23 protein-coding genes and 1 riboswitch are annotated in these 21,709 nt (G+C 63.8%); of the genes, 9 read left to right on the top strand and 14 right to left on the bottom strand.

Going from position 1 to position 21,709, the window contains the following annotated elements; genetic code table 11:
- Window positions 1–55: 55 nt before the first annotated feature.
- From ACWF6P_RS11150 to ACWF6P_RS11135, 4 genes are all read right to left on the bottom strand, one after another.
- Window positions 56–1,180, bottom strand: a complete 1,125-nt coding sequence (locus ACWF6P_RS11150; protein WP_452621057.1) for a glutamate--cysteine ligase — start codon at window positions 1,178–1,180, stop codon at window positions 56–58.
- Window positions 1,181–1,269: 89 nt separating this feature from the next.
- Window positions 1,270–1,971, bottom strand: coding sequence for a superoxide dismutase[Cu-Zn] (gene sodC / locus ACWF6P_RS11145; RefSeq protein ID WP_007730117.1), 702 nt, complete (start codon window positions 1,969–1,971; stop codon window positions 1,270–1,272).
- Between the two features lie 95 nt (window positions 1,972–2,066).
- Window positions 2,067–2,663, bottom strand: coding sequence for a LytR C-terminal domain-containing protein (locus ACWF6P_RS11140; RefSeq protein WP_452621056.1), 597 nt, complete (start codon window positions 2,661–2,663; stop codon window positions 2,067–2,069).
- A gap of 53 nt (window positions 2,664–2,716) precedes the next feature.
- On the bottom strand, window positions 2,717–3,067 hold the full coding sequence (locus ACWF6P_RS11135) for a DUF3263 domain-containing protein (RefSeq protein ID WP_378447035.1): 351 nt from the start codon (window positions 3,065–3,067) through the stop codon (window positions 2,717–2,719).
- A gap of 244 nt (window positions 3,068–3,311) precedes the next feature.
- Here ACWF6P_RS11135 and ACWF6P_RS11130 point away from each other — a divergent pair, with 244 nt between their 5' ends.
- From ACWF6P_RS11130 to ACWF6P_RS11120, 3 genes are read left to right on the top strand one after another with little or no spacing between them, the layout of a single operon-like run.
- The gene (locus tag ACWF6P_RS11130) at window positions 3,312–3,911 is read left to right on the top strand and encodes a peptide deformylase (RefSeq protein WP_230816827.1); all 600 of its coding nucleotides are present in this window, start codon (window positions 3,312–3,314) and stop codon (window positions 3,909–3,911) included.
- A 10-nt stretch (window positions 3,912–3,921) separates the two neighbouring features.
- Window positions 3,922–4,863 (top strand): N-acetylglutamate synthase, CG3035 family, encoded by a 942-nt coding sequence (locus ACWF6P_RS11125; protein WP_452621234.1) that lies wholly within the window; start codon window positions 3,922–3,924, stop codon window positions 4,861–4,863.
- 16 nt (window positions 4,864–4,879) lie between these two features.
- The gene (locus ACWF6P_RS11120) at window positions 4,880–5,680 is read left to right on the top strand and encodes an exodeoxyribonuclease III (protein WP_452621055.1); all 801 of its coding nucleotides are present in this window, start codon (window positions 4,880–4,882) and stop codon (window positions 5,678–5,680) included.
- Window positions 5,681–5,724: 44 nt separating this feature from the next.
- On the opposite strand, the gene ACWF6P_RS11115 is transcribed toward ACWF6P_RS11120, so the two are convergent.
- Complete coding sequence (locus ACWF6P_RS11115; RefSeq protein ID WP_317552580.1) at window positions 5,725–6,156, bottom strand: GNAT family N-acetyltransferase; 432 nt, start codon at window positions 6,154–6,156, stop codon at window positions 5,725–5,727.
- A gap of 167 nt (window positions 6,157–6,323) precedes the next feature.
- Between ACWF6P_RS11115 and thiD the strand changes: the two genes are divergently transcribed.
- Window positions 6,324–7,166: a bifunctional hydroxymethylpyrimidine kinase/phosphomethylpyrimidine kinase gene (gene thiD, locus ACWF6P_RS11110; protein WP_003945044.1), complete on the top strand. Its 843-nt coding sequence runs from the start codon at window positions 6,324–6,326 to the stop codon at window positions 7,164–7,166.
- Between the two features lie 17 nt (window positions 7,167–7,183).
- Here the strand turns inward: thiD and ACWF6P_RS11105 are convergent, their stop codons facing one another.
- The 7 genes from ACWF6P_RS11105 to thiO form a co-directional block, all read right to left on the bottom strand.
- Window positions 7,184–8,035 carry an adenylate/guanylate cyclase domain-containing protein gene (locus ACWF6P_RS11105; protein WP_452621054.1) on the bottom strand — a complete coding sequence of 284 codons (852 nt, stop codon included), beginning with the start codon at window positions 8,033–8,035 and terminating at the stop codon, window positions 7,184–7,186.
- Between the two features lie 137 nt (window positions 8,036–8,172).
- Complete coding sequence (locus ACWF6P_RS11100) at window positions 8,173–9,624, bottom strand: M20/M25/M40 family metallo-hydrolase (RefSeq protein WP_452621053.1); 1,452 nt, start codon at window positions 9,622–9,624, stop codon at window positions 8,173–8,175.
- Window positions 9,625–9,756: 132 nt separating this feature from the next.
- Window positions 9,757–10,527: an ABC transporter permease gene (locus tag ACWF6P_RS11095; protein WP_378537325.1), complete on the bottom strand. Its 771-nt coding sequence runs from the start codon at window positions 10,525–10,527 to the stop codon at window positions 9,757–9,759.
- Entirely contained in the window at window positions 10,527–11,516 is a 990-nt protein-coding gene (locus tag ACWF6P_RS11090) for an ABC transporter ATP-binding protein (RefSeq protein WP_378537322.1), read from the bottom strand. Before ACWF6P_RS11090 ends, ACWF6P_RS11095 begins: the two co-directional genes overlap by 1 nt.
- A gap of 128 nt (window positions 11,517–11,644) precedes the next feature.
- Window positions 11,645–12,397: a thiazole synthase gene (gene thiG, locus ACWF6P_RS11085; protein ID WP_007726857.1), complete on the bottom strand. Its 753-nt coding sequence runs from the start codon at window positions 12,395–12,397 to the stop codon at window positions 11,645–11,647.
- On the bottom strand, window positions 12,390–12,605 hold the full coding sequence (thiS, locus tag ACWF6P_RS11080) for a sulfur carrier protein ThiS (protein ID WP_452621052.1): 216 nt from the start codon (window positions 12,603–12,605) through the stop codon (window positions 12,390–12,392). The genes thiG and thiS overlap by 8 nt, the downstream gene beginning before the upstream one ends.
- On the bottom strand, window positions 12,602–13,681 hold the full coding sequence (gene thiO, locus ACWF6P_RS11075; RefSeq protein ID WP_452621051.1) for a glycine oxidase ThiO: 1,080 nt from the start codon (window positions 13,679–13,681) through the stop codon (window positions 12,602–12,604). Before thiO ends, thiS begins: the two co-directional genes overlap by 4 nt.
- Window positions 13,681–13,827: riboswitch (TPP riboswitch) on the bottom strand. It overlaps the preceding gene by 1 nt.
- Window positions 13,828–13,853: 26 nt before the next feature.
- Between thiO and thiE the strand changes: the two genes are divergently transcribed.
- Both thiE and ACWF6P_RS11065 read left to right on the top strand, forming a co-directional pair.
- Complete coding sequence (gene thiE, locus ACWF6P_RS11070) at window positions 13,854–14,549, top strand: thiamine phosphate synthase (RefSeq protein WP_003944422.1); 696 nt, start codon at window positions 13,854–13,856, stop codon at window positions 14,547–14,549.
- A 248-nt stretch (window positions 14,550–14,797) separates the two neighbouring features.
- Entirely contained in the window at window positions 14,798–14,929 is a 132-nt protein-coding gene (locus ACWF6P_RS11065; RefSeq protein WP_003944354.1) for a hypothetical protein, read from the top strand.
- Window positions 14,930–15,021: 92 nt separating this feature from the next.
- On the opposite strand, the gene ACWF6P_RS11060 is transcribed toward ACWF6P_RS11065, so the two are convergent.
- The gene (locus ACWF6P_RS11060) at window positions 15,022–15,618 is read right to left on the bottom strand and encodes an NUDIX hydrolase (RefSeq protein WP_452621050.1); all 597 of its coding nucleotides are present in this window, start codon (window positions 15,616–15,618) and stop codon (window positions 15,022–15,024) included.
- Between the two features lie 161 nt (window positions 15,619–15,779).
- On the opposite strand from ACWF6P_RS11060, the gene ACWF6P_RS11055 reads away from it, so the two are divergent.
- The 3 genes from ACWF6P_RS11055 to ACWF6P_RS11045 are packed head-to-tail and all read left to right on the top strand — an operon-like array spanning window position 15,780 to window position 20,477.
- Window positions 15,780–17,141 carry a hypothetical protein gene (locus ACWF6P_RS11055; protein WP_378447026.1) on the top strand — a complete coding sequence of 454 codons (1,362 nt, stop codon included), beginning with the start codon at window positions 15,780–15,782 and terminating at the stop codon, window positions 17,139–17,141.
- A complete protein-coding gene (locus ACWF6P_RS11050) occupies window positions 17,138–18,142 on the top strand; it encodes a glutamate ABC transporter substrate-binding protein (protein ID WP_452621049.1) in 1,005 nt (334 codons plus the stop codon). The genes ACWF6P_RS11055 and ACWF6P_RS11050 overlap by 4 nt, the downstream gene beginning before the upstream one ends.
- A gap of 7 nt (window positions 18,143–18,149) precedes the next feature.
- Window positions 18,150–20,477, top strand: a complete 2,328-nt coding sequence (locus ACWF6P_RS11045) for a tetratricopeptide repeat protein (protein WP_452621048.1) — start codon at window positions 18,150–18,152, stop codon at window positions 20,475–20,477.
- Window positions 20,478–20,509: 32 nt separating this feature from the next.
- On the opposite strand, the gene ACWF6P_RS11040 is transcribed toward ACWF6P_RS11045, so the two are convergent.
- Complete coding sequence (locus ACWF6P_RS11040) at window positions 20,510–21,709, bottom strand: acetate kinase (protein WP_378537304.1); 1,200 nt, start codon at window positions 21,707–21,709, stop codon at window positions 20,510–20,512.

The following is a 21,709-nucleotide window of genomic DNA, read 5'->3' as shown; positions in this document are numbered from 1 at the left end:
GGTTGGTATGCCCGGATTTCCAGCGCGCGAAACAGCCCTTCTAGCCTTGAGGCTGTTAGGTGCCCAACTCTGCGACCAGGGCGTCGACGACCGCGACCAGATCGCCGCCCGTCGCTTCCGCAACACGGCGTTGACGCTGGTAGGACGCGCCACGACGGGGAATGTCCGCTACCGACGCCAACTCGTCCGCGCACCCGAGTGAGACCGCAATCGGCGCCAAGTCGTCGAGCAGGCGATCCAGATCGTCAGTGACGAGGCACTCGTTCGCTTCGGAGTCGAGGATGATCTCGGCATCCAGTCCGTATCTTGCTGCGCGCCACTTGTTTTCCTTGACGTGCCACGGCTGCATGTTCGGCAGAGTCTCACCGGCGCTCAGTCTGCGGTCCAGGTCGACGATGAGGCAGTGGACCAGAGCAACCAGTGCGCCCAGTTCTGCGCGCGTCGAGACGCCGTCGAACACCCGGACCTCGATGGTTCCCCACTTCGGTGCGGGGCGGATGTCCCAGTGCATGCCACCGATCTTGGTGATCACACCGGTCTTCATCTGGTCGTCGATGAACGACTCGTATTCGGCCCAGTTCTCGAACTGGTACGGAAGGCCTGCGGTGGGCAGCTGCTGGAACATCAACGCGCGATTGGACGCATATCCCGTATCCACACCGGCCCACATCGGCGAGGACGCCGACAGTGCCAGCAGGTGCGGATAGCGCTGCAGCAGCGCGTTGATGATGGGGAACACGCGGTCCGCGGACGAGACACCCACGTGAACGTGCACGCCCCAGATCAGCATCTGCCGGCCCCACCACTGCGTGCGTTCGATGAGTTCGTCGTAGTCGGGGGTCCGTGTGACCAACTGCGTCGACCATTGCGCGAACGGGTGCGTGCCCGCGCTGATGAGATCGACGCCGAGCGGATTCGCCGCGCGGCGAAGCAGATCCAGTGACCTGTCGAGATCACTCATCGCCTCGCCGACCGTCGAGTGAATACCCGTGACGAGTTCGACGGTATTTCGCAGTAGTTCCTTGGTGATGTGCGGGGTTTCCGAGCCGGCAAGCTCTTCGACCGCCGAAAACACCTCGGCTGCTGTATTGGAGAGATCTCTGGTCTCGCGATCGACCAGCGCGATCTCCCACTCCACGCCCAGCGTCGGGCGCGGCGAACCTGGAAATGGAACTACCACGCAGAGAATCCAATCACAGTGTCGGTAAAAACACCGTGCTGGCTACTGCGTGGTAGTCGCCGGAAGTGATGCAAAACTCAGGTGAGTTGTCAGCTCTTGGTGATGACACCGCAAGCAACGCGTCCGCCTGCGTCACCGGTGTCGAGGGTCTGCTGATCCGGTGCCGGCGCGTAACGCGTCGGGATGTTGCCGAAGTTGTCCGCACCGGCGTGGATCATGACGGAAGTTCCGCCGTTCGCGACCAGTTCGTCGACGGTGAATGCGTCGGTGGTGGTGACCAGCGTGGCAGTGCCGTCTTCGAGGACCTGAACCGAAGTGAGGTCGCCGCTGGCCGGATGGCCGGTGTGGCCCTCGGCCTGGAAGTGTCCGCCTGCCGAGAGGAAGTTACCCGGCTCTCCGCCGCTGGGAGCTACGGAATTGGTCTCGCACTTGGCAACCTGGTGAACGTGGAATCCGTGGAATCCGGGGGTCAGGCCCTTGGCGTCGAGGGTGACCTTGACGTCGCTACCTTCCTGGGCGAACGTGACCGTTCCGACCTTGGCGCCGTCGGTGCCGTTCAGTGTTGCGGTGACCGTCTCGGCAGAAGCGCCGGCGTGAGCCGTCTCGGAACCGTGGCCGCCCGCGCTTTCGTGCGCGCTGGGATCGGCTGCACCGGTCCACACCGGAGGAGTCGTGCCGGGGACGCTGCTGGGCTCTTCGCTGTTACTGCAAGCGGTCAAGCCGAAAGCGGCAATCGCGACTACAGGGGCAACGACGCGCCAGGACATACGCCGGGTGCTGCTGGGGGCCATCGAACCGCTCCTTTGAGGTGGCGAGAAAGTGCTTCTGATCATAACGGCGTGTGTAGTAGCTGGAACCGACGGGTCAGTTCCACCTTCACGACCGGTCAGTTGGAGGTCACGATCACGATCACGCCAGGTGACGCGTTCGCGATGCCGGCGAATCGAGGTTCTGCGGTGACTCCGAGTTCAGCTGCGATCTTCTGCGCCGCTGCCTTCTCCGCCGCGGACGATCCGTAATACACCGTCGTCGTACTGACGGTGCCCTCGCTGTAGTTACCCGTCTCCTCGACGTTCCAACCTGCTGCCGTCAACTCCTCGGCAGTGCCTGCTGCCAGACCGGAGACGGTGCTGTTGTTGAGAACTCGAACGCTGACATTCGACGTGTCGGTGCCGCTCGCGGAGCTGGAAGTCGTGGTCGTCGCAGTTCCCGAAGGTCGCGACGTGGTGGTGGTATCGCCCGAAGCGGGTTGCGTCGTCGCTGCCGGCTTGGAGGTGGCAGGGGCCGCCGCGGGAGCACTCGTCGTGGCAGGCGCCGAAGAATCGGTCTGCTCTGCTGCAGTGTTCTCGTCGCCCGATCCACCGTCGCCCGATCCACCGAGAGAGGCTGCTCCGAGACCGATGAACACGATCGCGAGAGCGATCAACACCATGGCGATTGCGCGAAGCGGAGGTCCGGACGGCTGCTCTTTCGGGGTACTCACGATGTCGACCTTATCGCCAGTACGTGGACAGCCCGATCATATGTACGCGTGATTCAGGTGACCTCGAAGCCGAGGCGACGGGCGGCCCTGGCCTTCTGACGGCTGGCACGCAGACGACGCAGGCGCTTGACCAGCATGGGATCAGCCGCCAAGGATTCGGGGCGATCGACCAAAGCATTGAGAACCTGGTAGTAGCGGGTTGCCGACATGTCGAACAACTCCTTGATGGCTTCTTCCTTCGCACCGGCGTACTTCCACCACTGGCGCTCGAAGGAGAGGATGTCGTGTTCCCGGCGGGTGAGGCCGTCGTCGCCGACCTCGTGCATGCCTGCTGTATCTACTACCGAATCGTCGGCGCCAGTGCCTTCGGACTGGTTCCGACTACGCGCGGTTGCGCCGTCCATGTCACTCCTCGACTGCTGTGCTCGGCGTCAGCGAGACTCGTATGCCCGGTGTTCTTTTTCCGACCGAATTCTCGCGGCCGTGAGTTTCCCGGTCCCCTGGCCCGAAGGTAACTCACAATTTCCCCCGCGGCCCACGTTCCGACCGAGCAACGAATTACATCGCTGTTCTTCAGCAACCATTGAACCATGATCGAGTGTGCGGGCCGTGATAACTACGCGGGCGCGCCGCACTATCCTTGTCCGCATGGCTATCCTCCCCATCCGAATCGTCGGCGACCCGGTACTGCACAAGGCGACAGAGCCGGTCACTCAGTCCCCGGCCGAGATCGCCGAACTGATCGCAGACATGTACGAGACGATGGACGCCGCCAACGGCGTCGGTCTGGCGGCCAATCAGGTCGGTGTTTCACTCCGAGTCTTCGTCTACGACTGCCCCGGTGACGACCGCACCAGCGAGCGTCGACGCGGTGTCGTCGTCAACCCGGTACTCGAGACCTCCGAAATCCCCCAGACGATGCCCGACCCGGACGAAGACTTCGAGGGTTGCCTTTCCGTCCCCGGCGAGCAGTTCCCGACGGGCCGCGCCGATTGGGCGAAGGTCACCGGCACCGACGCCGACGGCAACCCGATCGAGGTCGAGGGCACCGGATTCTTCGCACGGATGCTCCAGCACGAGACGGGCCATCTCGACGGCTTCCTCTACACGGACGTGCTGATCGGCCGCAACGCGCGCGCCGCCAAGAAGATCATCAAGCGTTCCGGTTGGGGCAAGCCCGGTCTGACGTGGACGCCGGGCACCGTCGACGATCCGTTCGGTCACGACGACGACGATTACGAAGACTGAGAATTCTGCTCTGAACGGCAACATTTCGATCGGTAGCCGGGTGGTCTTGCGATACAAGCTCCCACCCGGCTACTCGCATCCCATGACCGACGTCATCGGCATCCTCGAGGGCGCCGATCCCATCGCCGTCCGCGCCGGCGACGGTCGTCTTGTCCAGGTCTCCGCTGATCAGGTGATTGCACTCAAGACTCTCTCGGCCCGCCCGATTCGCATCGGCGAGATTCGAAATCTCGAAACGGCTGCCGCGGCGGCATGGCCGGGGGTCGAACAGGCCTGGATCGACGGTTGGTTGCTGCGCGCCGGTCACGGGTTCACGGGCCGCGCAAATTCGGCTTTGCCGCTCGGCGGTTCGGGGACGGTGGCCGGATTCGACGTGAGCACTCTCGAACGGATACGCCAGTGGTTCGGTGACCGCGATCTGCCGGCCCTGCTGCTCCTCCCCGATCGGCTCGGCACCGCTCCGGGCGGGTGGACCTGCGAGAAGGAAACCATCGTGATGGCGGCCGATCTGGGCAACGTCACGCTGCCGCTCGGCCCTCCGGTCACGTCTTTCGCCGACCGCCCCGACCACAATTGGCTGTCGATGTACGACGCCAACGCCGATCCCACACACGTCGAGGCGGTTCTCACCGCTGTAGTGGGCAGCGCAACTTTCGCCGCGATCGGAAACACCGATACGACGCTCGCCATCGGTCGCGCTGCGCTCACCGAGGCGCCCGACCACAAGCGCTGGATCGGGCTCACCGGTATTCACGTCGACCCCGAACACCGTCGTCACGGAATCGGGTCGCTGATCTGCGGGGATCTTCTCTCCTGGGGTCGCGAGAACGGTGCGACGCACGCGTACCTTCAGGTTTCGGCCGGGAACTCCGCGGCGATCGCGCTCTACGAGCGGCTCGGGTTCGTCGAACACCACCGCTACCGATACGCCACCGATCCTGTCGGCGGCTGACGCTAGGCTTGCCCTCGTGCGCATCGCTACCTGGAACGTCAACTCCGTCCGTGCCCGTACCGACAGGATCGTCGACTGGCTCGGTCGATCCGACGTCGACGTCCTGGCAATGCAGGAAACCAAGTGCAAGGACGAGCAGTTTCCGTACGAACGCTTCAAGGAAATCGGCTACGAGGTCGCCCACGTCGGGTTGAGCCAGTGGAACGGTGTCGCCATCGCTTCCCGCGTCGGCTTGGACGACGTGCAGATCGGATTCGAGGATCAGCCCGGATTCGACAAGGATCCCGAGGCAGACCCGGTCCGCGAGGCACGTGCGATCGGTGCGACCTGCGGCGGTGTGCGGGTGTGGAGCCTGTACGTCCCCAACGGCCGTGAGCTCGAAGACCCGCATTACGCCTACAAGCTGGATTGGCTGGCCAAGCTGCGCGACGACGCGGAGGGCTGGCTCAAGCAGGATCCCGACGCGCAGATCGCCCTGGTCGGCGACTGGAACGTCGCTCCCACGGACGACGACGTGTGGGATCCCGCATTCTTCGAGGGCAAGACCCACACGTCGGAGCCGGAGCGAGCGGCCTTCACGGCGTTCACCGAATCCGGGTTCGCGGACGTCGTCCGCCCGTACACCCCCGGCCCCGGTGTGTACACGTACTGGGACTACACGCAGCTTCGCTTCCCGAAGAAGCAGGGCATGCGAATCGACTTCATCCTCGGTTCACCGGCATTCGCGGCCCGCGTCGAGGCAGCCGAGATCGATCGGAACGAGCGAAAAGGCAAGGGCGCCAGCGATCACGCTCCGGTGATCGTAAATCTCGGGTAAGCGTCGATCTCGGAGCCTGATCGTCTGTTTATAGTTGCGGGTGGTCAGTCTTCGACGAGCAGTTCCAGATACTCGGGATGCTCGCCGAGGTACCGCTGAACGTAGGTGCACACGGGCCGTACCGACCATTCACGGTCACGGGCACAGTCCATCGCGAACTGCACGAGTACCGCTGCCAGCCCCTGCCCGCCGTACTCTTCCTTGACGACGGTGTGCATGTACGCGACCACGTCGCCGGCTTCGGCTCCGCTGCCCAGAATCTCGTCCTCGTCGCGGTACCCGAGGATGCCGACCAACTCGTCGCCGGAGAGCAGTTCGAATCGTTCGTGCGACGGATTGTCCACGAGCGTGACTTCCGGTGAGGTTCCGGTTTTCGAATTTTCGATGTCGTTCATTGCGGCGACCTCCACGGCACGATGTGCACCTGCGCGATCGGCGACAGCTGCGTTCGCACGCTCTCCATAACTGTGATCCATGCCACTCATAGAATCAGCTACCGACGACGCTGTCCCGGATTCGACCAATTTTTGCACCGGAAGCGACCGGATCGCAATCGCAGTTCGCGCGGTCGTTCGCGCGGTCGTTCGTGCGAGGGGTGGACCGAGCTGCCGTTTCCCCAGGTCCGATCGGTAGGCTCGTCGTCGTGAAGCTGCTGCCCCTGACCCCCGCCGGACAGACCCCGATTCGGGCATTGACCATCGCCGGAACCGATTCCGGCGGTGGAGCCGGTATTCAAGCCGATTCCCGCACGATGGCAATGTGCGGTGTGCACGCCTGCGTGGCCGTCGCCGCTGTGACGGTCCAGAATTCGGTGGGCGTCAGCGGTTTCCACGAGATTCCGCCGGAGATCGTCGCCGACCAGGTACGCGTCGTGGTCTCGGACATCGGTGTCGGCGCAGCGAAGACGGGAATGCTGGCATCGACGACGATCATCGAAGCCGTGGCCGCGGTGGCCGCCGAGGTTGGGATCGGGCGCGATCGACCGATTCCGCTCGTGGTCGACCCGGTGTGCGCGTCGATGCACGGCGATCCGCTGCTGCACGAAGAAGCACTCGACGCGGTCCGCAACACCTTGATTCCGGCCGCCACTGTGGTCACTCCGAACCTCGACGAGGTCCGCTTGATCACCGGCATCGAGGTCGTCGACGACAAGAGCGCCCGCCAAGCGGCAGAAGCGCTGCATGCGCTCGGCGCTCAGTGGTCCATCGTCAAGGGCGGTCACCTTCGTACGTCGGAGTTGTCCACCGACCTGCTGTTCGACGGCGACCGTTTCCTCGAATTCAGCAGTGCCCGGATCGACACCGGCAACGATCACGGCGGTGGTGACACACTGGCTGCTGCGATCACTTGCGCTCTCGCACACGGCTATTCCGTTCCGGATGCAGTGGCATTCGGCAAGGAGTGGGTGACCAAGTGCCTCGAGGCGTCGTACGATCTAGGCGCCGGCCACGGTCCGGTGTCCCCACTCTGGCGACTCCAGGTCTAGCGCTCGGGTCCAGTGCACTAATTCCGTCGTACGCGCCAGATTCCCAGATCGACGGGAACTCCGTTGGGCGTGGTGGCGAAAAACCCTCGCCGCCATGGCCGAATCGTGAGATCGAGATCCTCGAGGGTGCCGGCTTCGAGTTCCTCGAGGGTTGTCGCCGACATCATGACGTTGCCGTCGCCGCCCAAGCCCATCATCCGGGCGGCAATGGTTACGTCGACACCGAGCCAGTCGTCGCCGATCTGACGCGGAGTTCCCGTGTGGAGGCCGACGCGCATGCGTGGGGTATATCCGTCGAGGTCGACTCCCGCGAGCGCGTCCTGTGCGTTGAACACCGCCTTCAAGGCCGCATCCGGGCGAATGAACACCGCCATCAGGCCGTCGCCCATCCGTTTGACGACGTGTCCGCCGTTGTCGGTGATCGGAGTTTCCACGGCCTGCGCCACCGCGCGCAGAAGTGTCAGCGTGGCAGCGTCACCGGCTTCGAGCGACCAGGTGGAGAAGCCGACCAGATCGGTGAAGACGATGGTCAGTTCTTGATCTCCGCGGCCGCGGCCCATCTTTTCCAGCGCTGCCTGCCATACCTGCAGTGCTCCGAGGCTCACTTCGCGAGTGGCTGCCGGTTTCTGATCGAGCAATCTGTCAGCGACGCGGGCCACGGCGCGGGCACCGCCGGGGCCGGCGAGCGAGAGCGGGTCCCCGAACCCGGGATCGCCGGGTAATGCCCGCCTGAGCCGCCGTAGCGCATCGATGAGCTGCTGTCGACGGTTCAGTTCTGCCGCAGAATTCAAGACGACGTCGACGACGCCTCGAACCGAGGAGGAAGAAGCACCTGTCGTGTCGGTGCTCTCCGGGGACAGATCAGCCATAACTCAAGCGTAACTCAGAGTTACAGACAGTGTGCTGCCGCGGTTCTCGCACAGTGGCCTCCTGGTCGCTCGCGCAATCGAGCAGTCGATCATTCGGTCAGTCGATCATTCGGTCAGTCGATCATTCGGTCAGTCGATCATTCGGTTCTGGCCTGTGTCCGGGCATCGCCGACGGGCACTCCGTTGGGCCCGCTCAAGTCCTGGGCATACGTCGCAACTCCGAAGGCTACTGCAGAAGCATTGGCAGCGAGCGCTTCGCGATCGATGTTCGCGAGGTTGTCTTGGGCACTGTGGTAATTCGGGTCGAAGGTCTCCTCCGCTTCTCCGCCCCACTTCTCCGCCTGTGCCGGCGTCTTGCGTTCGTCGGCGCCGCTGAACACTCCACCCGCCGGGATCCCGATCTCGATGAACGGGCCGTAGTCGGAGCGTCCGTCGAAGTCCGTTCCGTCCGCCGCAATCCCCCGCCCGGCGAGAAAATCGACGAAAGTGCGCTCGATGCCCGCCGAGCCCTCCGGCCCGGGCTCCTCCCCCACGGCATCCGAGTTGTCGCCGTCATAAGCCAGGTATCCGGCGTTGGGAGAACCAAGCATGTCGAAATTCAGGTACAGGGCGATGTCGGCCCGTTCCTGATCGCTCAGGCCCTCGACGTAGCGAGTGGAGCCGACCAATCCCACTTCTTCCGCTCCCCAGAAGGCGAAGCGCACGGCATTTTCGATGCTCGGTGAGCTTCCCATCTGCAACGCGGTTTCCAGTACGGCTGCGGTACCGCTTCCGTTGTCGTTGATTCCGGGACCTTCCGGCACGCTGTCGAGGTGGGCGCCCACGACAACCACGTTGTCGGTCGCGCCGGTCTTGGTCTGCGCAATCACGTTGCGCGACTTCGTCGTTTCCGTCGACGTGTCGAGAATCAGCGTGAGGTCTCCGGGCGCTGCGGCAAGAGCCTCGCCCGACGCCTTACTCACCCCGCCCGTCGGGATGCGGGCGTCTTCGGGTTCACCCAAGGTAGCCCCGCCCAGCATTGCGTCCTCGTTGTTCGCAACCAGCAACGCTGCCGCGCCGCGGTCTGCGGCGATCTTTTGCTTGTCGCCGAACGGGCACACTCCACGGGTGACCAGCACGATGGCACCGTTCACGTCGCGGCCGTCGTAGTCTGTGGCCTCGCAACCGGGGGTCTCGTCGGCGGGAATCGCCACCAGACGCGCCGTGATCCCGGTCGGTCCCGTGGACGTCGAATACGTCAACGCCCGCACCGGAACATCGGAGCCGTCAGCGGCTTTCAGGGATTCGGTCCCGGGATCGAAGGAGCTGAAATCGAATTCCGGGGTGCTGACGTCGAAACCCTTGTCTTCGAGCAGGTTTGCCACGTAGTCGACACTGGCGTCGTAACCGGGGGTTCCGGCCGATCGATTGCCGTCGTTGTTAGCGGCGATCTTCTCGAGTTGCTCCAGATGCCCGGTCACGGCGTCGACCGTGACGGTCTCGGAGAATGCCACCGGGTCTGTCGGGACGGCCGCTTCACTTCCCGACGAGCATCCACTCACCACGAGTGCTCCAGCCATTGCGACCACAACCACACCGAAGAGTCTCATCTTCGGAGGATATCGGCCGAAGCACAGGAAAGGGACCCAGTACGAATGGTTTTTCGTACTGGGTCCCTACTCTGCTGTCACTCCTGGCTCTCCGTAGGTCTCCCGACAACACCTACCGAGGGAGCGACAAGATCAGGCGTCGCGACGATTCACGATGACGATACTTGCTCCGAAAATCACCAGAACGAAGGCCGCGAAGTAAATCAGGCTGCCCCAGGGTCCCCAGTGGAAGTCAACGCCACCGCTGCTCGCGCTCAGGAAGTGGTTTGCGTTCGCGAACGGCAGGAACGGAGTGATCTTCTCGCCGAAGCTGCCGAACAGTCCGAACAGACTCTCGATGAGCAGCGGCCAGAGCAGGAGCAACGCAATAGCGCCGGCCGACTGACGGATGATCGATCCGACGCCGACGGCGAGGATCACGCACAGGAAGGCGTAAACCGGAATGCCGTAGATCGCGCGCCAGTCACTGCCGCTCGACAAGGTCAACCCGGCACTCGCCTCGGTACCGGCGATGGCTTTGGCCATGGCGTACGCACCGAAGGCGAGGACAAACGTCAGCACAGCACCGAAGGCACCGATGAGGCCGGCCTTGGCGATCAGAACCGAGGCACGGTTCGGAACTGCCTGGAAGGTGGTGCGGATGGTCCCGAAGCGGTACTCACTGGTGACCGCGAGGGCCGCCATGATCATGAGAACCATGATTCCGAAACCCGAGATGCCGGCCGTGGCGACGGCGGTGTCGAGGTCGGGTGCTCCCTGGACGTCCGAAGACGTCAGAGCCGACTTGGCAACGGCGCCCATGATTGCCGCGAAGCCGAGCGCGAGCACGACGATGATGACCGAGCACCACAGCGGCGACTTGGTCGTGGTGATCTTGATACGTTCAGCACTGAGAACAGCCATTACAGTGCACCTCCCATAGCCTGCTGTGTGTTTGCCTGGTGTGCATTTGCTTGGTGTGCACCAGCGCCCGGATCGATACCGGATGCGTGGTACTGGACATCGTCTCCGGTCAACTTCATGAACGCATCCTCGAGCGACCCCTGCTGGGACGCCAACTCGTACAACACGATTCCCTGCGAACCAGCCAAACCACCGATCACATCGGTAGTCGAATCCACCACCACCAGTGCCGGCGCAACACCGGAACCGTCTTCACGCACCGTCAACCCTTGCGAGAGCAACACACTGCGCAACGCATCGAGCTGAGGACTACGCACGCGCACCGTCGACTCCGACGAACGATCCACGAACTCCGCCACAGTCGAATCCGAAATCAACCGACCCCGACCGATCACCACCAACTGCTCCGCCGTCAACGCCATCTCCGACAGGAGGTGACTCGACACCAGCACGGTGCGACCCTCCGCCGCCAACCGCTGCATGAACTTACGAATCCAGACAATGCCCTCCGGATCGAGACCGTTCACCGGCTCGTCGAACAACAACACCTTCGGATCACCCAACAACGCACCCGCCAACCCGAGGCGCTGCGACATGCCGAGCGAGAACCCGCCGGCCTTCTTGCCCGCCACCTCGGACAACCCGACCAACCCGAGCACCTCGTCGACGCGGGACTTCGGGATCCCGTTCGAGGCGGCCATCCACTGCAGATGCGCCCGCGCACTGCGATTGGGGTGCACCCACTTCGCATCCAGCAACGCGCCCACCGTCCGCAACGGTGTCTTGAGCTCTCGGTACGGCTTGCCGTCGATCAACGCCGCACCCGACGTCGGCTGATCCAAACCCAGGATCATCCGCATCGTCGTCGACTTGCCTGCACCGTTCGGGCCCAGAAAGCCCGTGACGATGCCCGGCTTGACCGTGAACGACAAATCGTCCACCGCTTTCGTCGGTCCGTAAACCTTGGTCAATCCCCTCAGTTCAATCATGAGGAGAACTTTGCCCTACCGGCGTGACCAGCACATCGGCCACAGGTCTAGTTCCGAGTGGTACTCAGGTAGGACACGAAGCCGGACAATCCAGGCACAACCCTGAGAAAACACCCGGAAATGGTCCGTCAGGACGACGCTTGGGCCCAGAACCGCTTGGGAATCCGGCCGGCGTGACGCGCCTCGAAACCGGCTACCACTGCGTGCCGCATCGCCGACGCCATCAGTGCGGGATTCTTGGCGCGCGTCACTGCTGTCGCAAGTAGGACTGCGTCGCAGCCCAACTCCATGGCAAGGGTGGCGTCGCTGGCCGTTCCGATTCCGGCGTCGAGGATGACGGGCACGCCGGCGCGCTCGACGATCATCTCGATGTTGTGCGGATTCGCGATACCAAGCCCGGTGCCGATGGGTGAACCGAGCGGCATGACTGCCGCGCAGCCGACCTCTTCGAGGCGAAGCGCCAGAACCGGATCGTCCGTGGTGTACGGCAGGACGGTGAAACCGTCGTCCACCAACTGTTCTGCGGCGGAGACTAGTTCGATCGCATCGGGCAGCAGCGTCCGCTCGTCGGCGATGACTTCGAGTTTCACCCAGTTCGTCTCGAGCGCTTCCCGTGCCAGCTGCGCCGTCAGCACTGCTTCAGCGGCGCCGCGACAACCGGCGGTGTTCGGGAGCGGTTCGATTCCGAGGCGGCGGAGCAGGTCCAGTACCCCGGTGCCGCCGGCCGCGTCGACTCGCCGCATCGCGACGGTGGTCAGTTCGGTGCCGGAGGCCACCAGAGCTTCTTCGAGCACCGCGAGGTTGGCCGCGCCGCCTGTCCCGGTGATGAGCCGGGAACCAAAACTACGGCCCGCAATGGTGAGAAGATCCTGCTCAGCCACCCTGCACCGCCGTGAGGATCTCGATTTCCCAACCACGTCCGACGGATTCGTCCCAACGCCCGCGCGGAAACAGTGCACCGTCGACGGCGACGGCGATGCCCTTGCTGGGCAACTCGAGGTGCGTCAGTAGTTCGGTCACCGTGACTGCTCGATCGAACTCGAGATCTTCGCCGTTGACGGTGATCCCGATCGGGACCTTCTCACTCATGAATTTTCCTTAGCTACTGCGAACCGCTCGGGTTCGGTTCCTTTTACCTCGACCAAAGATGTGCCGTTCAACAACGCGAGCGTTGCATCGGCGGTGACGGGCGTCAGTAGAACGCCGTTGCGGCCGTGCCCGGTGGAGACAACAACACGATCGGACACGCGCCCGATCAACGGCAGGTTGTCCGGCGTCATCGGACGCAGGCCTGCCGCACATTCGTAGAGTTCGTATTCGCCGATCGCGGGCATCAGCGCCTCGGCGTCGTTGATCAGATCCCGCACTCCCGCCATGGTGACCTGAGTGTCCTCACCGGACTCGTATTGTGTTGCGCCGACGACGATTCCGTCGCCGCGCGGGACGAGATACGCGGGTCGTCCGTGGACACTTCCGCGGATTGTACGGCTGGGCGCCGGGGTGACCCCAGGCCTGCCGCGCAGGCGAAGGATCTCACCCTTGACCGGCCGCACCGGCAGTCCGGGCCACAGCTTGGGTGACGCGATACCGGCGGTGAGCACTATCTGATCGGTATCGAGTTCGGCAAGGTCGTCGACGGCACGCGCGATCAATTCGACGCCGGATTCCGCACAAGCCTTCTGCAAGGCCTCCAGCAGAAGTCTGTTGTCGACGGCGGACTCACCGACAGCCATGAGTCCCGACCGGATGCCGCGGCCGAGCATCGGTTCGAGTTCACGGATGCGGGCGCGACCGAGGATTTCGAGTTCATGGCCCTGCGAGCTCACCCATTCGGCGATGGTCTGCAGGTCCTGCGCGTCGGCAGCATCGAGAGCGACCGTCAGCGAGCTGTCCGCGGTGAAGACCGAGGGACCGAATTTTCCGAGCTCTTCACCGAACGTCGGCCACCGCTCCAGGGAGGCCGCGCCGACGGTCAACGCTGTTTCCTCACCCGGCCAGCCTTCGGACAGTGGGGCAAGCATTCCGCCCGCCACCCACGAAGCCCCTGATCCGATGGACGGGTCGTACAACCGAACAGTCCAACCGTCGCGGGCTGCGCGCCACGCTATGGCGAGACCGATGACACCGCCGCCGACCACCGACACCGTACGAGCGTGTGTATTCACGAAACTCCACCTCCACTTCCTGCGCCGGCATGATCCGGGTCAGGTCTGACGGTCGGGATCTGGTCGCGATCCCCTCTCAGCCCTACGAACCTCGCAGTCACGACAAAAAGTGACGACGACGTTTCAGGACTCCCGTGTCGAACCTTGCTCCCTAGAGGCTACCGTTTGCTCCGTGCACCCCACACATCCCAGTAACGACATCGACCGGCGCGAGCGCCTGGCAGCAGCACGGCTGTACCTGTGCACCGACGCGCGCCGCGAGAAAGGCGACCTCGCGCAGTTCGCCGAGGCAGCATTGTCCGGCGGAGTCGACATCATCCAACTGCGCGACAAAGGCTCTGCCGGTGAGCGCGAGTTCGGCCCGCTCGAGGCCAAGGACGAACTGGTAGCGCTGGGTATTCTCGCAACTGCAGCACGGCGCCACGGCGCATTGTTGGCCGTCAACGACCGCGCGGATCTCGCAATGGCTTCCGGTGCCGACATCCTCCACCTCGGCCAGAACGACATCCCCGTCCCCTACGCGCGAACTGTTGTCGGCGAAGACGTCGTCATCGGCCGTTCGACGAGCAGTCGCGCACAGGCGAGTCTGGCCGCCATCGAAGAGGGCGTCGACTACTTCTGCACCGGGCCGGTCTGGGCGACACCGACCAAACCGAATCGAAGTGCTTCCGGCCTGGAACTGGTTCGGTCGACTGCCGACGCCGCACCGCCGCGACCCTGGTTCGCGATCGGCGGCATCGACGAGGAACGCCTGCCAGAGCTTCTCGATGCCGGCGCCACTCGCATCGTCGTCGTGCGTGCAATCACGCAAGCATCGGATCCCCAGGCGGCCGCGCAACGCCTCGCCGCGGCAGTCGCCGGACGCTGAAAACCGGTAACTGGCGACCGTCAACTGTTTGCCGGGACAAATCCGCACAGTTACGGGTCAGCACGCCTCGCGTGAAACATGAACGGAAGTTGTCCGATCAGACAACAAACCCCCAGTTCCTAGGTGCGATTGGATGTCCGAAAAGTCGGATTAAGTGATCTTGCTCACAGTTGCTTCGATTGCGTGTCACATCCCATTCGGTTTGTTGTAGTTTACCTCCAGTTACTAACTGAACCTAGGAGCACTAAATGGGATCCCTCGACACCGGCTCGCTCAGCACCGAATCGCTCGAAGACCTGAACCTCGGCAAGATCAGCGAGCTGCTCAAGCTCGGTATCACCGCGGTCAGCTTCATCACGGCGCTGAACTCGCTCAGCTGAGCCTCGTTTCGGTCGACGACCGAAACACCGAAGGGCCGGACTCCCGCGGAGTCCGGCCCTTCTGCTGTGTACGAACAGTTGAAACTCGAGTGCTACGACTGTGTACTGCTCGCCGTCCTGCTCGCCTCGGACAGGTTCTGGTCGCTGTCTTCGGGGGAGCTACCTGACAACCATCCGAATCCGCCGTCCTCGAGCACGACGGTGTGCGGATCGGCGTCCACCGACACAACCGGCGCAGTCCGGAGTTCGGGCCACGAGGAACCGAATCCCGGATGCAGTGGCAGCGAGTCGACGTCGGCTTCACGGACCCACCGCAACTCGGTGCTCTCACCGTTGGCAACCGTCGACAGTGGATGCGCCGCGTCAGCTACGACGGTGGTGTAAGTCCACCCGCTCTCGGCGCGCATGGTGACTACCTCTCCGCGAACGCGGACGGCGTCCTCGGCGATACCTGCTTCTTCGTGAGCCTCCCGGACCGCGGCGTGCGTCGTGCTCTCGTGTGAGTCCCGCGCTCCGCCGGGCAGTGCCCACGTTCCGCCCTGATGGCTCCACGCAGCACGGTGCTGCAGCAGGACCATGGGCGATCCGTCCGAATCGGGGGCCCGCAAGAGCAGCCCGGCGGCACCGTGCTTACCCCAATGCCGCGTACCGTCCGGCCCGATGGACCAACCGTCACCGTCACCACGCATCGACTACCTCGCTCCGCCTGCTCTCGCCGTTGTCCCACACTAACCGTTTCAATCTGCTCCAGGTGTAGGTGATGCTTATATGCTCGCGAAGATGCCCTGAATCATTTCTCGGCGACATCATTTCTCGGTAGCCCGCGTACAGCAGCGAAGTGAGGTGCTCGATGGTCGACCGTGTCGTCCCGTCCATCGAACCCCGGTCGCTGCCACCCTCCGAGGCCACGACAGTGTCGGCGGAGGACGAGCAGGCACTTCTGCGGCGCGAACTCCAGGCATTCATGTCGTCCACACCTGGTCGGCTGACCGTCATCGGACTGATCCTGATCGCGATCACCCTGATCGCCGGACTTCTCGCCACTGCAGCGATCGAGAACCGTCAGGCAAATCTCGACCTCCTCCTCGTAGAAACCGAACCACTCGCCAACTCCGCCCAGAATCTCTACAGCGCGCTGTCGTTGGCAGACGCCGCCGCGGCCACTGCCTTCATCTCCGGCGGCCTCGAACCCGCCGACGTACGCGACCGATACACACAGTCGATCGGTGAGGCGTCGGCGGAGATCGTGCAGGCATCGGCCGGCCTCGACTCGACGGATCTCGCCGGCCACAGCGCGTTGACCACCATCTCGACCGATCTGTCCGTCTACACCGGATTGGTCGAAACTGCACGGGCAAACAATCGCGTCGGAAACCCCGTCGGGGCAGCGTATTTGAGCGAGGCCTCGCAGTTGATGCAAACCTCGCTGCTGCCGATGGCTCAGCAACTGCACGCGTCGCAGGAGACTCTGGTTTCCCAGGTACAGCGCGATTTCGAGACTCCACCGTGGTGGCCCATCGTGGCATTCGTCCTTGTCCTGTGTGCGTTGGTCGCGGTGCAGGTGTACTTCTCCCGCAAGAGTCGCCGACGCTTCAATCTCGGGTTGATCCTCGCCTCGCTCGCGGTCGCGGCAGCGCTGCTGTGGCTGCTCACAGTCGGACTGGTCTCCGCGCTGGCCACCGGGCGCGCTCTCGACGCGGGCGCCGAGCCACTGCACGAACTGACCGAAGCGCGAATCATGGCGCAGCAAGCACGCACCGTCGAAACTCTCACCCTGGCGAGGCGGGATTCAACCGCCGAGGACAACGTGACGTTCACCCGCAAGGTCGACGCTCTGCGCGACATCCTCGAGCGCCTGCAAGACGATGATCGCGCCCGAGTGAACAGCGAAGTGCTGACCGCCGCACTCGACTCGCGCCAGCAGTGGGTGGCTGCGCACACACGCATGTACGACCGTCTCGGAAACGGCGACTTCACGTCCGCCGCAGCCATCACCATCGGCGCCGGAGAACAGGATTCGGCCGCAGAGTACGGAAAGCTCGATCACGAACTCTGGCAGGGAATCGTGGATTCGCGTACAAATCTGCGATCCGACGTCTCGTACGCCTCACGTGTGTTGGCGGCCTCCGCACCGGGCATGACTGTATTGGCAGTTCTCGGTGTAGCCGGAATCTTCATCGGATTCTGGCCCCGACTGCGGGAGTACCAGTGACTGGAACAGCAGGAATACAGCGGAAGGGCCCGGTTGCATGCATCGCGATTGTTGCGGCGGCCACGCTGCTACTCGCTGGGTGCGGTGCGAACCGAGTCGAAGACCTGAACAACTCAGCCGCCACGTCGTACACGGAACCGCCGCTACCCGCAGAAGCCACGATCGCTCCCAGCCCGACGCCGACGACCACCGCCTCGTGCACCAACCTCACGGCAAGCCTGCGGCCGACCCCCGCCGACGCATCGCCGCGGCCACCCACCCCGAGCCTCGACGCCATCCGAGCGCGCGGGCGTCTGATCGTGGGCCTGGACACCGGTTCCAATCTCATGAGCTTTCGCGATCCCGCCACCGGACGCCTCGAAGGTTTCGACGTGGACATCGCCCGCGAGATCGCCCGTGATCTGCTCGGCGACCCGGAGAAGATCGAGTACCGGATCCTGACGTCGGACGACCGGATCGCTGCGCTGCAGGAATCGATGGTCGACGTGGTCGTCAAAACCATGACCATCACGTGTGACCGGCGCGAGAAGGTCGACTTCTCGACGCAGTACTTCTCCGCCGAGCAACGAATTCAGGTCTTACAGGGATCGCCCGTCCGCGGCATCGACGACCTCGCAGGCAAACGGGTCTGCGCTGCGCGGGGAACGACGTCGGCCACTCGAATCCAGCAGCTCCAACCGGAAGCCACTGTCGTGACGGTCCCGATGTGGTCCGACTGCCTGGTCGTCCTGCAGCAGGGGCAGGTGGACGCGATCAGCACCGACGACACGATTCTCGCCGGCCTCGCCTCGCAGGATCCGTACCTGATGATGGTCGGCGGATCACTGGGCGTCGAACCCTACGGAATCGGCGTCAACAAGGACAACCCCGATCTGGTCCGATTCGTCAACGGAACACTGGATCGGATCCGGGGCGACGGGACCTGGAACCGCATCTACGACCGCTGGCTCAGTGTCCTCGGTCCGTCACCCGGTCCCCCGCCGGCCGTCTACCGGGATTGAGGCTGACATGACTGAAGACACCGGCCCCGATCCCGACGCCACCCAGGCTTCCATGCGCCCCGAGCCCGAAGCCACCGGCGCCTACGAACGTCCCGAGCCCGAAGCCACCGGCGCCTACGAACGTCTCGAACCGACGTCGGCCCAGATGCGGGGTACTACGCCGTCCGCGTCCTCCTCCCCCACCGGCCGCTCCACCCGATCTCGCCGCAGCCGGTCGGGACGAAAGCTGCGCCTAGGCGGCGGCCTGGTCGAGGTTCCTCCCGTCCCGCAGATCGACCCGGCATCCGCGGTGATGAGTGACCCGACGGTCCCCGAGCGCAAACGGTTCTGTTGGAAATGCAACGAACCGGTCGGCCGTAAGAGTGCAAGCACCAAGGCAACTCAACACGGAACCTGCCCGAAGTGCGGTTCCACTTTCGACTTCCGCCCACTCCTCGAAGAGGGCGAACTGGTGTCGGGTCAGTACGAGGTTCAGGGGCCGATCGCGCACGGCGGTTTGGGATGGATCTACCTCGCGATCGATCGGAACGTCAGCGACAGGTGGGTTGTCCTCAAAGGGCTCTTGCATTTCGGTGATTCCGAAGCGCAGGCCGTCGCGGTGGCCGAGCGTCAGTTCCTCGCCGAGGTCGCCAACCCCAGCATCGTCAAGATCTTCAATTTCGTCGAGCATCCGCGCCCGGACGGCACACCCATGGGGTACATCGTCATGGAGTACGTGGGCGGACGATCGTTGCGCGAGGTGCTGGCCGAGTTCCCGGACGGCAAGCACATGCCGATCGAGCAGGCGATCGGCTACGTACTGGAAATCCTTCCGGCGCTGAGCTATCTGCATTCCACCGGCCTGGCGTACAACGACCTCAAACCCGAGAACGTGATGGTCACCGAGGATCAGTTGAAGCTGATCGACCTCGGCGCCGTGTCCGGAATCGAAGATTACGGATACCTGTACGGCACTGCCGGCTATCAAGCACCGGAGATCATCGAGACCGGCCCGACTATTGCGTCCGACATCTTCACCGTCGGAAGAACACTCGCGGTTCTCACTCTCGACATGCCCTCGAAGCACGGACGGTATCTCGACGGCCTCCCCGAACCCGAGGACGAACCACTGCTGCGAGACCACGAGTTCTTCCACCGCCTACTGCTGCGCGCCACCGACCCGGACCCGAAGAAGCGATTTCAGTCCGCCGAGGAGATCGCGGGCCAGCTCACCGGTGTTCTGCGAGAAATCCTCGCGGAGCAGACCGGGCAGGAGAATCCTGGACTCTCGCTCGTGTTCAGTAGGCAGCGAACGTCTTTCGGCACCGACGAGTTGGTCGGGCAAACCGATGTGTACGTCGACGGTGTCAGCCACGACGCCGCTCTCGATCCGCGCGAAGTCGCGCACGCCCTTCCTATTCCGCTGGTCGACCCCACCGATCCAAGTGCGCCGTTGCTGGCGGCAGCCGTTCACAGTGAGCCGTCGCAGACTCTCGACGCGTTGAAACACGCCCGCGAGAACGGAATCGACCGAACATCCGGCACACCCGCGGCCTCCCTCTCGGGCGAGGTTCGACTGGCCGAGGCCAAGGCTCATCTCGATCTCGGTGATCCGGAAACCGCACTGACTGTTCTGGGTGAACTCCAGCAGAACATCGGGGACCACTGGAAGATCGAGTGGTACCGAGGACTTGCAGCGTTACAACTGGACCGATTCGAGCCCGCTTTCAGTCACTTCGAGACAGTCCTCACCGCGCTGCCCGGCGAGGCCGCACCCAAGCTGGCGTTGGCAGCGACCGCAGAACTGATTCTCCAGCACTGGGAGAGCGACGACCCGGACCAGTGGTGCCGCTTCTCCGAGAAGTACTACCGCACCGTCTGGCGGACCGAACGGAACTACGTGAGCGCTGCATTCGGGCTCGCTCGCCAACTCGCCGATCACGGCAACAAGAAGGCCGCGATCGCCGCCCTCGACGAAGTGCCCACATCCTCCCGGCACTACAACGTCGCACGGATGTCGAGTGCTCTGACGATGCTGTCCGGGGTTCCGATCGCCGAACTCGACGAATCGACTCTGCGGGAAGCCGCCCGTCGCGTTCGGGCGCTACCGGCCGAGGAGAGCCGAAGCCTGCAGATGCGAACCCTGGTGTTGGGCACGGCACTCGACTGGATTCGCTACGGCAACCGCTCGCACACCGAACTCGAACCCATCCTCGATCTACCCTTCACCGAGCAGGGTCTGCGTACGGGAGCCGAGGCCTGCCTTCGCGCCCTCGCCCGCGCCACGACTTCCCGCACGCACCGCTACGCCCTCGTGGACCGGGCGAATGCGGTGCGTCCCCGCAGCAATTTCTGACGGACGCCCCGAGAACTACAGTGTTGCCGGACCTACAGCGCGGCCACCAAAGCCTCTGCCGCACGGGCGATCGCCAATTCCTCGTTCGTGGGGACCACGAGTACCTCGACGGCCGACGAGGATGCGGAGATACGACGCTCGTCGCGACTCTTCGCCTCGTTGAGAGCCGGATCAACCTCGATACCGAGACGGGAAAGCCCGGCCAGGCTGTCGCGTCGTACGTCGATGTTGTTCTCCCCGACGCCGCCGGTGAAGGTGATGACGTCGACGCCGCCGAGTTGAACGATGAAGGCACCGATGTACTTACGCAGCATATGCACGTAGACGTCATACGCGAGTTTTGCGTCTTCGTCGCCGCCCTCGATCAGTGCGAGCAGAGCGCGGAAATCGTTGACTCCGGAGAGTCCCTTCAAACCGGAACGACGGTTGAGGAGGTCGTCGATCTCGTCGACCTTCATTCCCGAGTTGCGGTTGAGGTGCAAGATGATGCCTGGATCGATGTCGCCGCTGCGAGTGCCCATGACAAGACCCTCGAGCGGGGTGAGGCCCATCGTGGTGTCGATAGCCTTGCCGCCCTTGATCGCCGAGGCCGAAGCGCCGTTTCCGAGGTGCAGAACTATCTGATTCAGTTCGGCCGGATCCTTGCCGAGGAAGTCCGCGACGCGGCCCGACACGTATTCGTGTGAGGTCCCGTGGAAGCCGTACCGGCGAATCTGGTTGGCCTTGGCCACGTCCCGATCGATCGCGTAGGTCGATGCTGCCGCGGGCAGCGTATGGAAGAACGCGGTGTCGAAGACGGCTACGTGCGGAACGTCGGGCAGTTCTTCGCGTGCCACCTCGATACCGATCACGTTGGCCGGATTGTGCAGCGGCGCAAGGTTCGACAGATCCGCGATAGCTTTCACGACGCCGTCGTCGATGAGCGTCGGCGAATAGAAGATGTCACCACCGTGCACGACGCGGTGACCGACGGCGATGATTCCGGCCTCGCTGAGCGGCCGCCCGACCTCGGCGACGATGTCGAGCACCATCTTCAGGCCCGCGCGGTGATCGGCGATCGGAAGGCTCCGGTCTTCGACTCCGGTGCGGTGGTTGTAGACGATGTGTCCGTCGGGTTCGCCGATGCGTTCGATGAGACCGTGCGCCACCGATTCCGCCGTATCCGGATGCACGAGTTGAAATTTGATGGATGACGAGCCGGAATTGATGACCAGTACGGTGCCGTCGCTCAC

Source organism: Rhodococcus sp. NPDC055024 (assembly GCF_053608585.1).
This window is presented reverse-complemented; position numbering and strand designations above follow the sequence as displayed.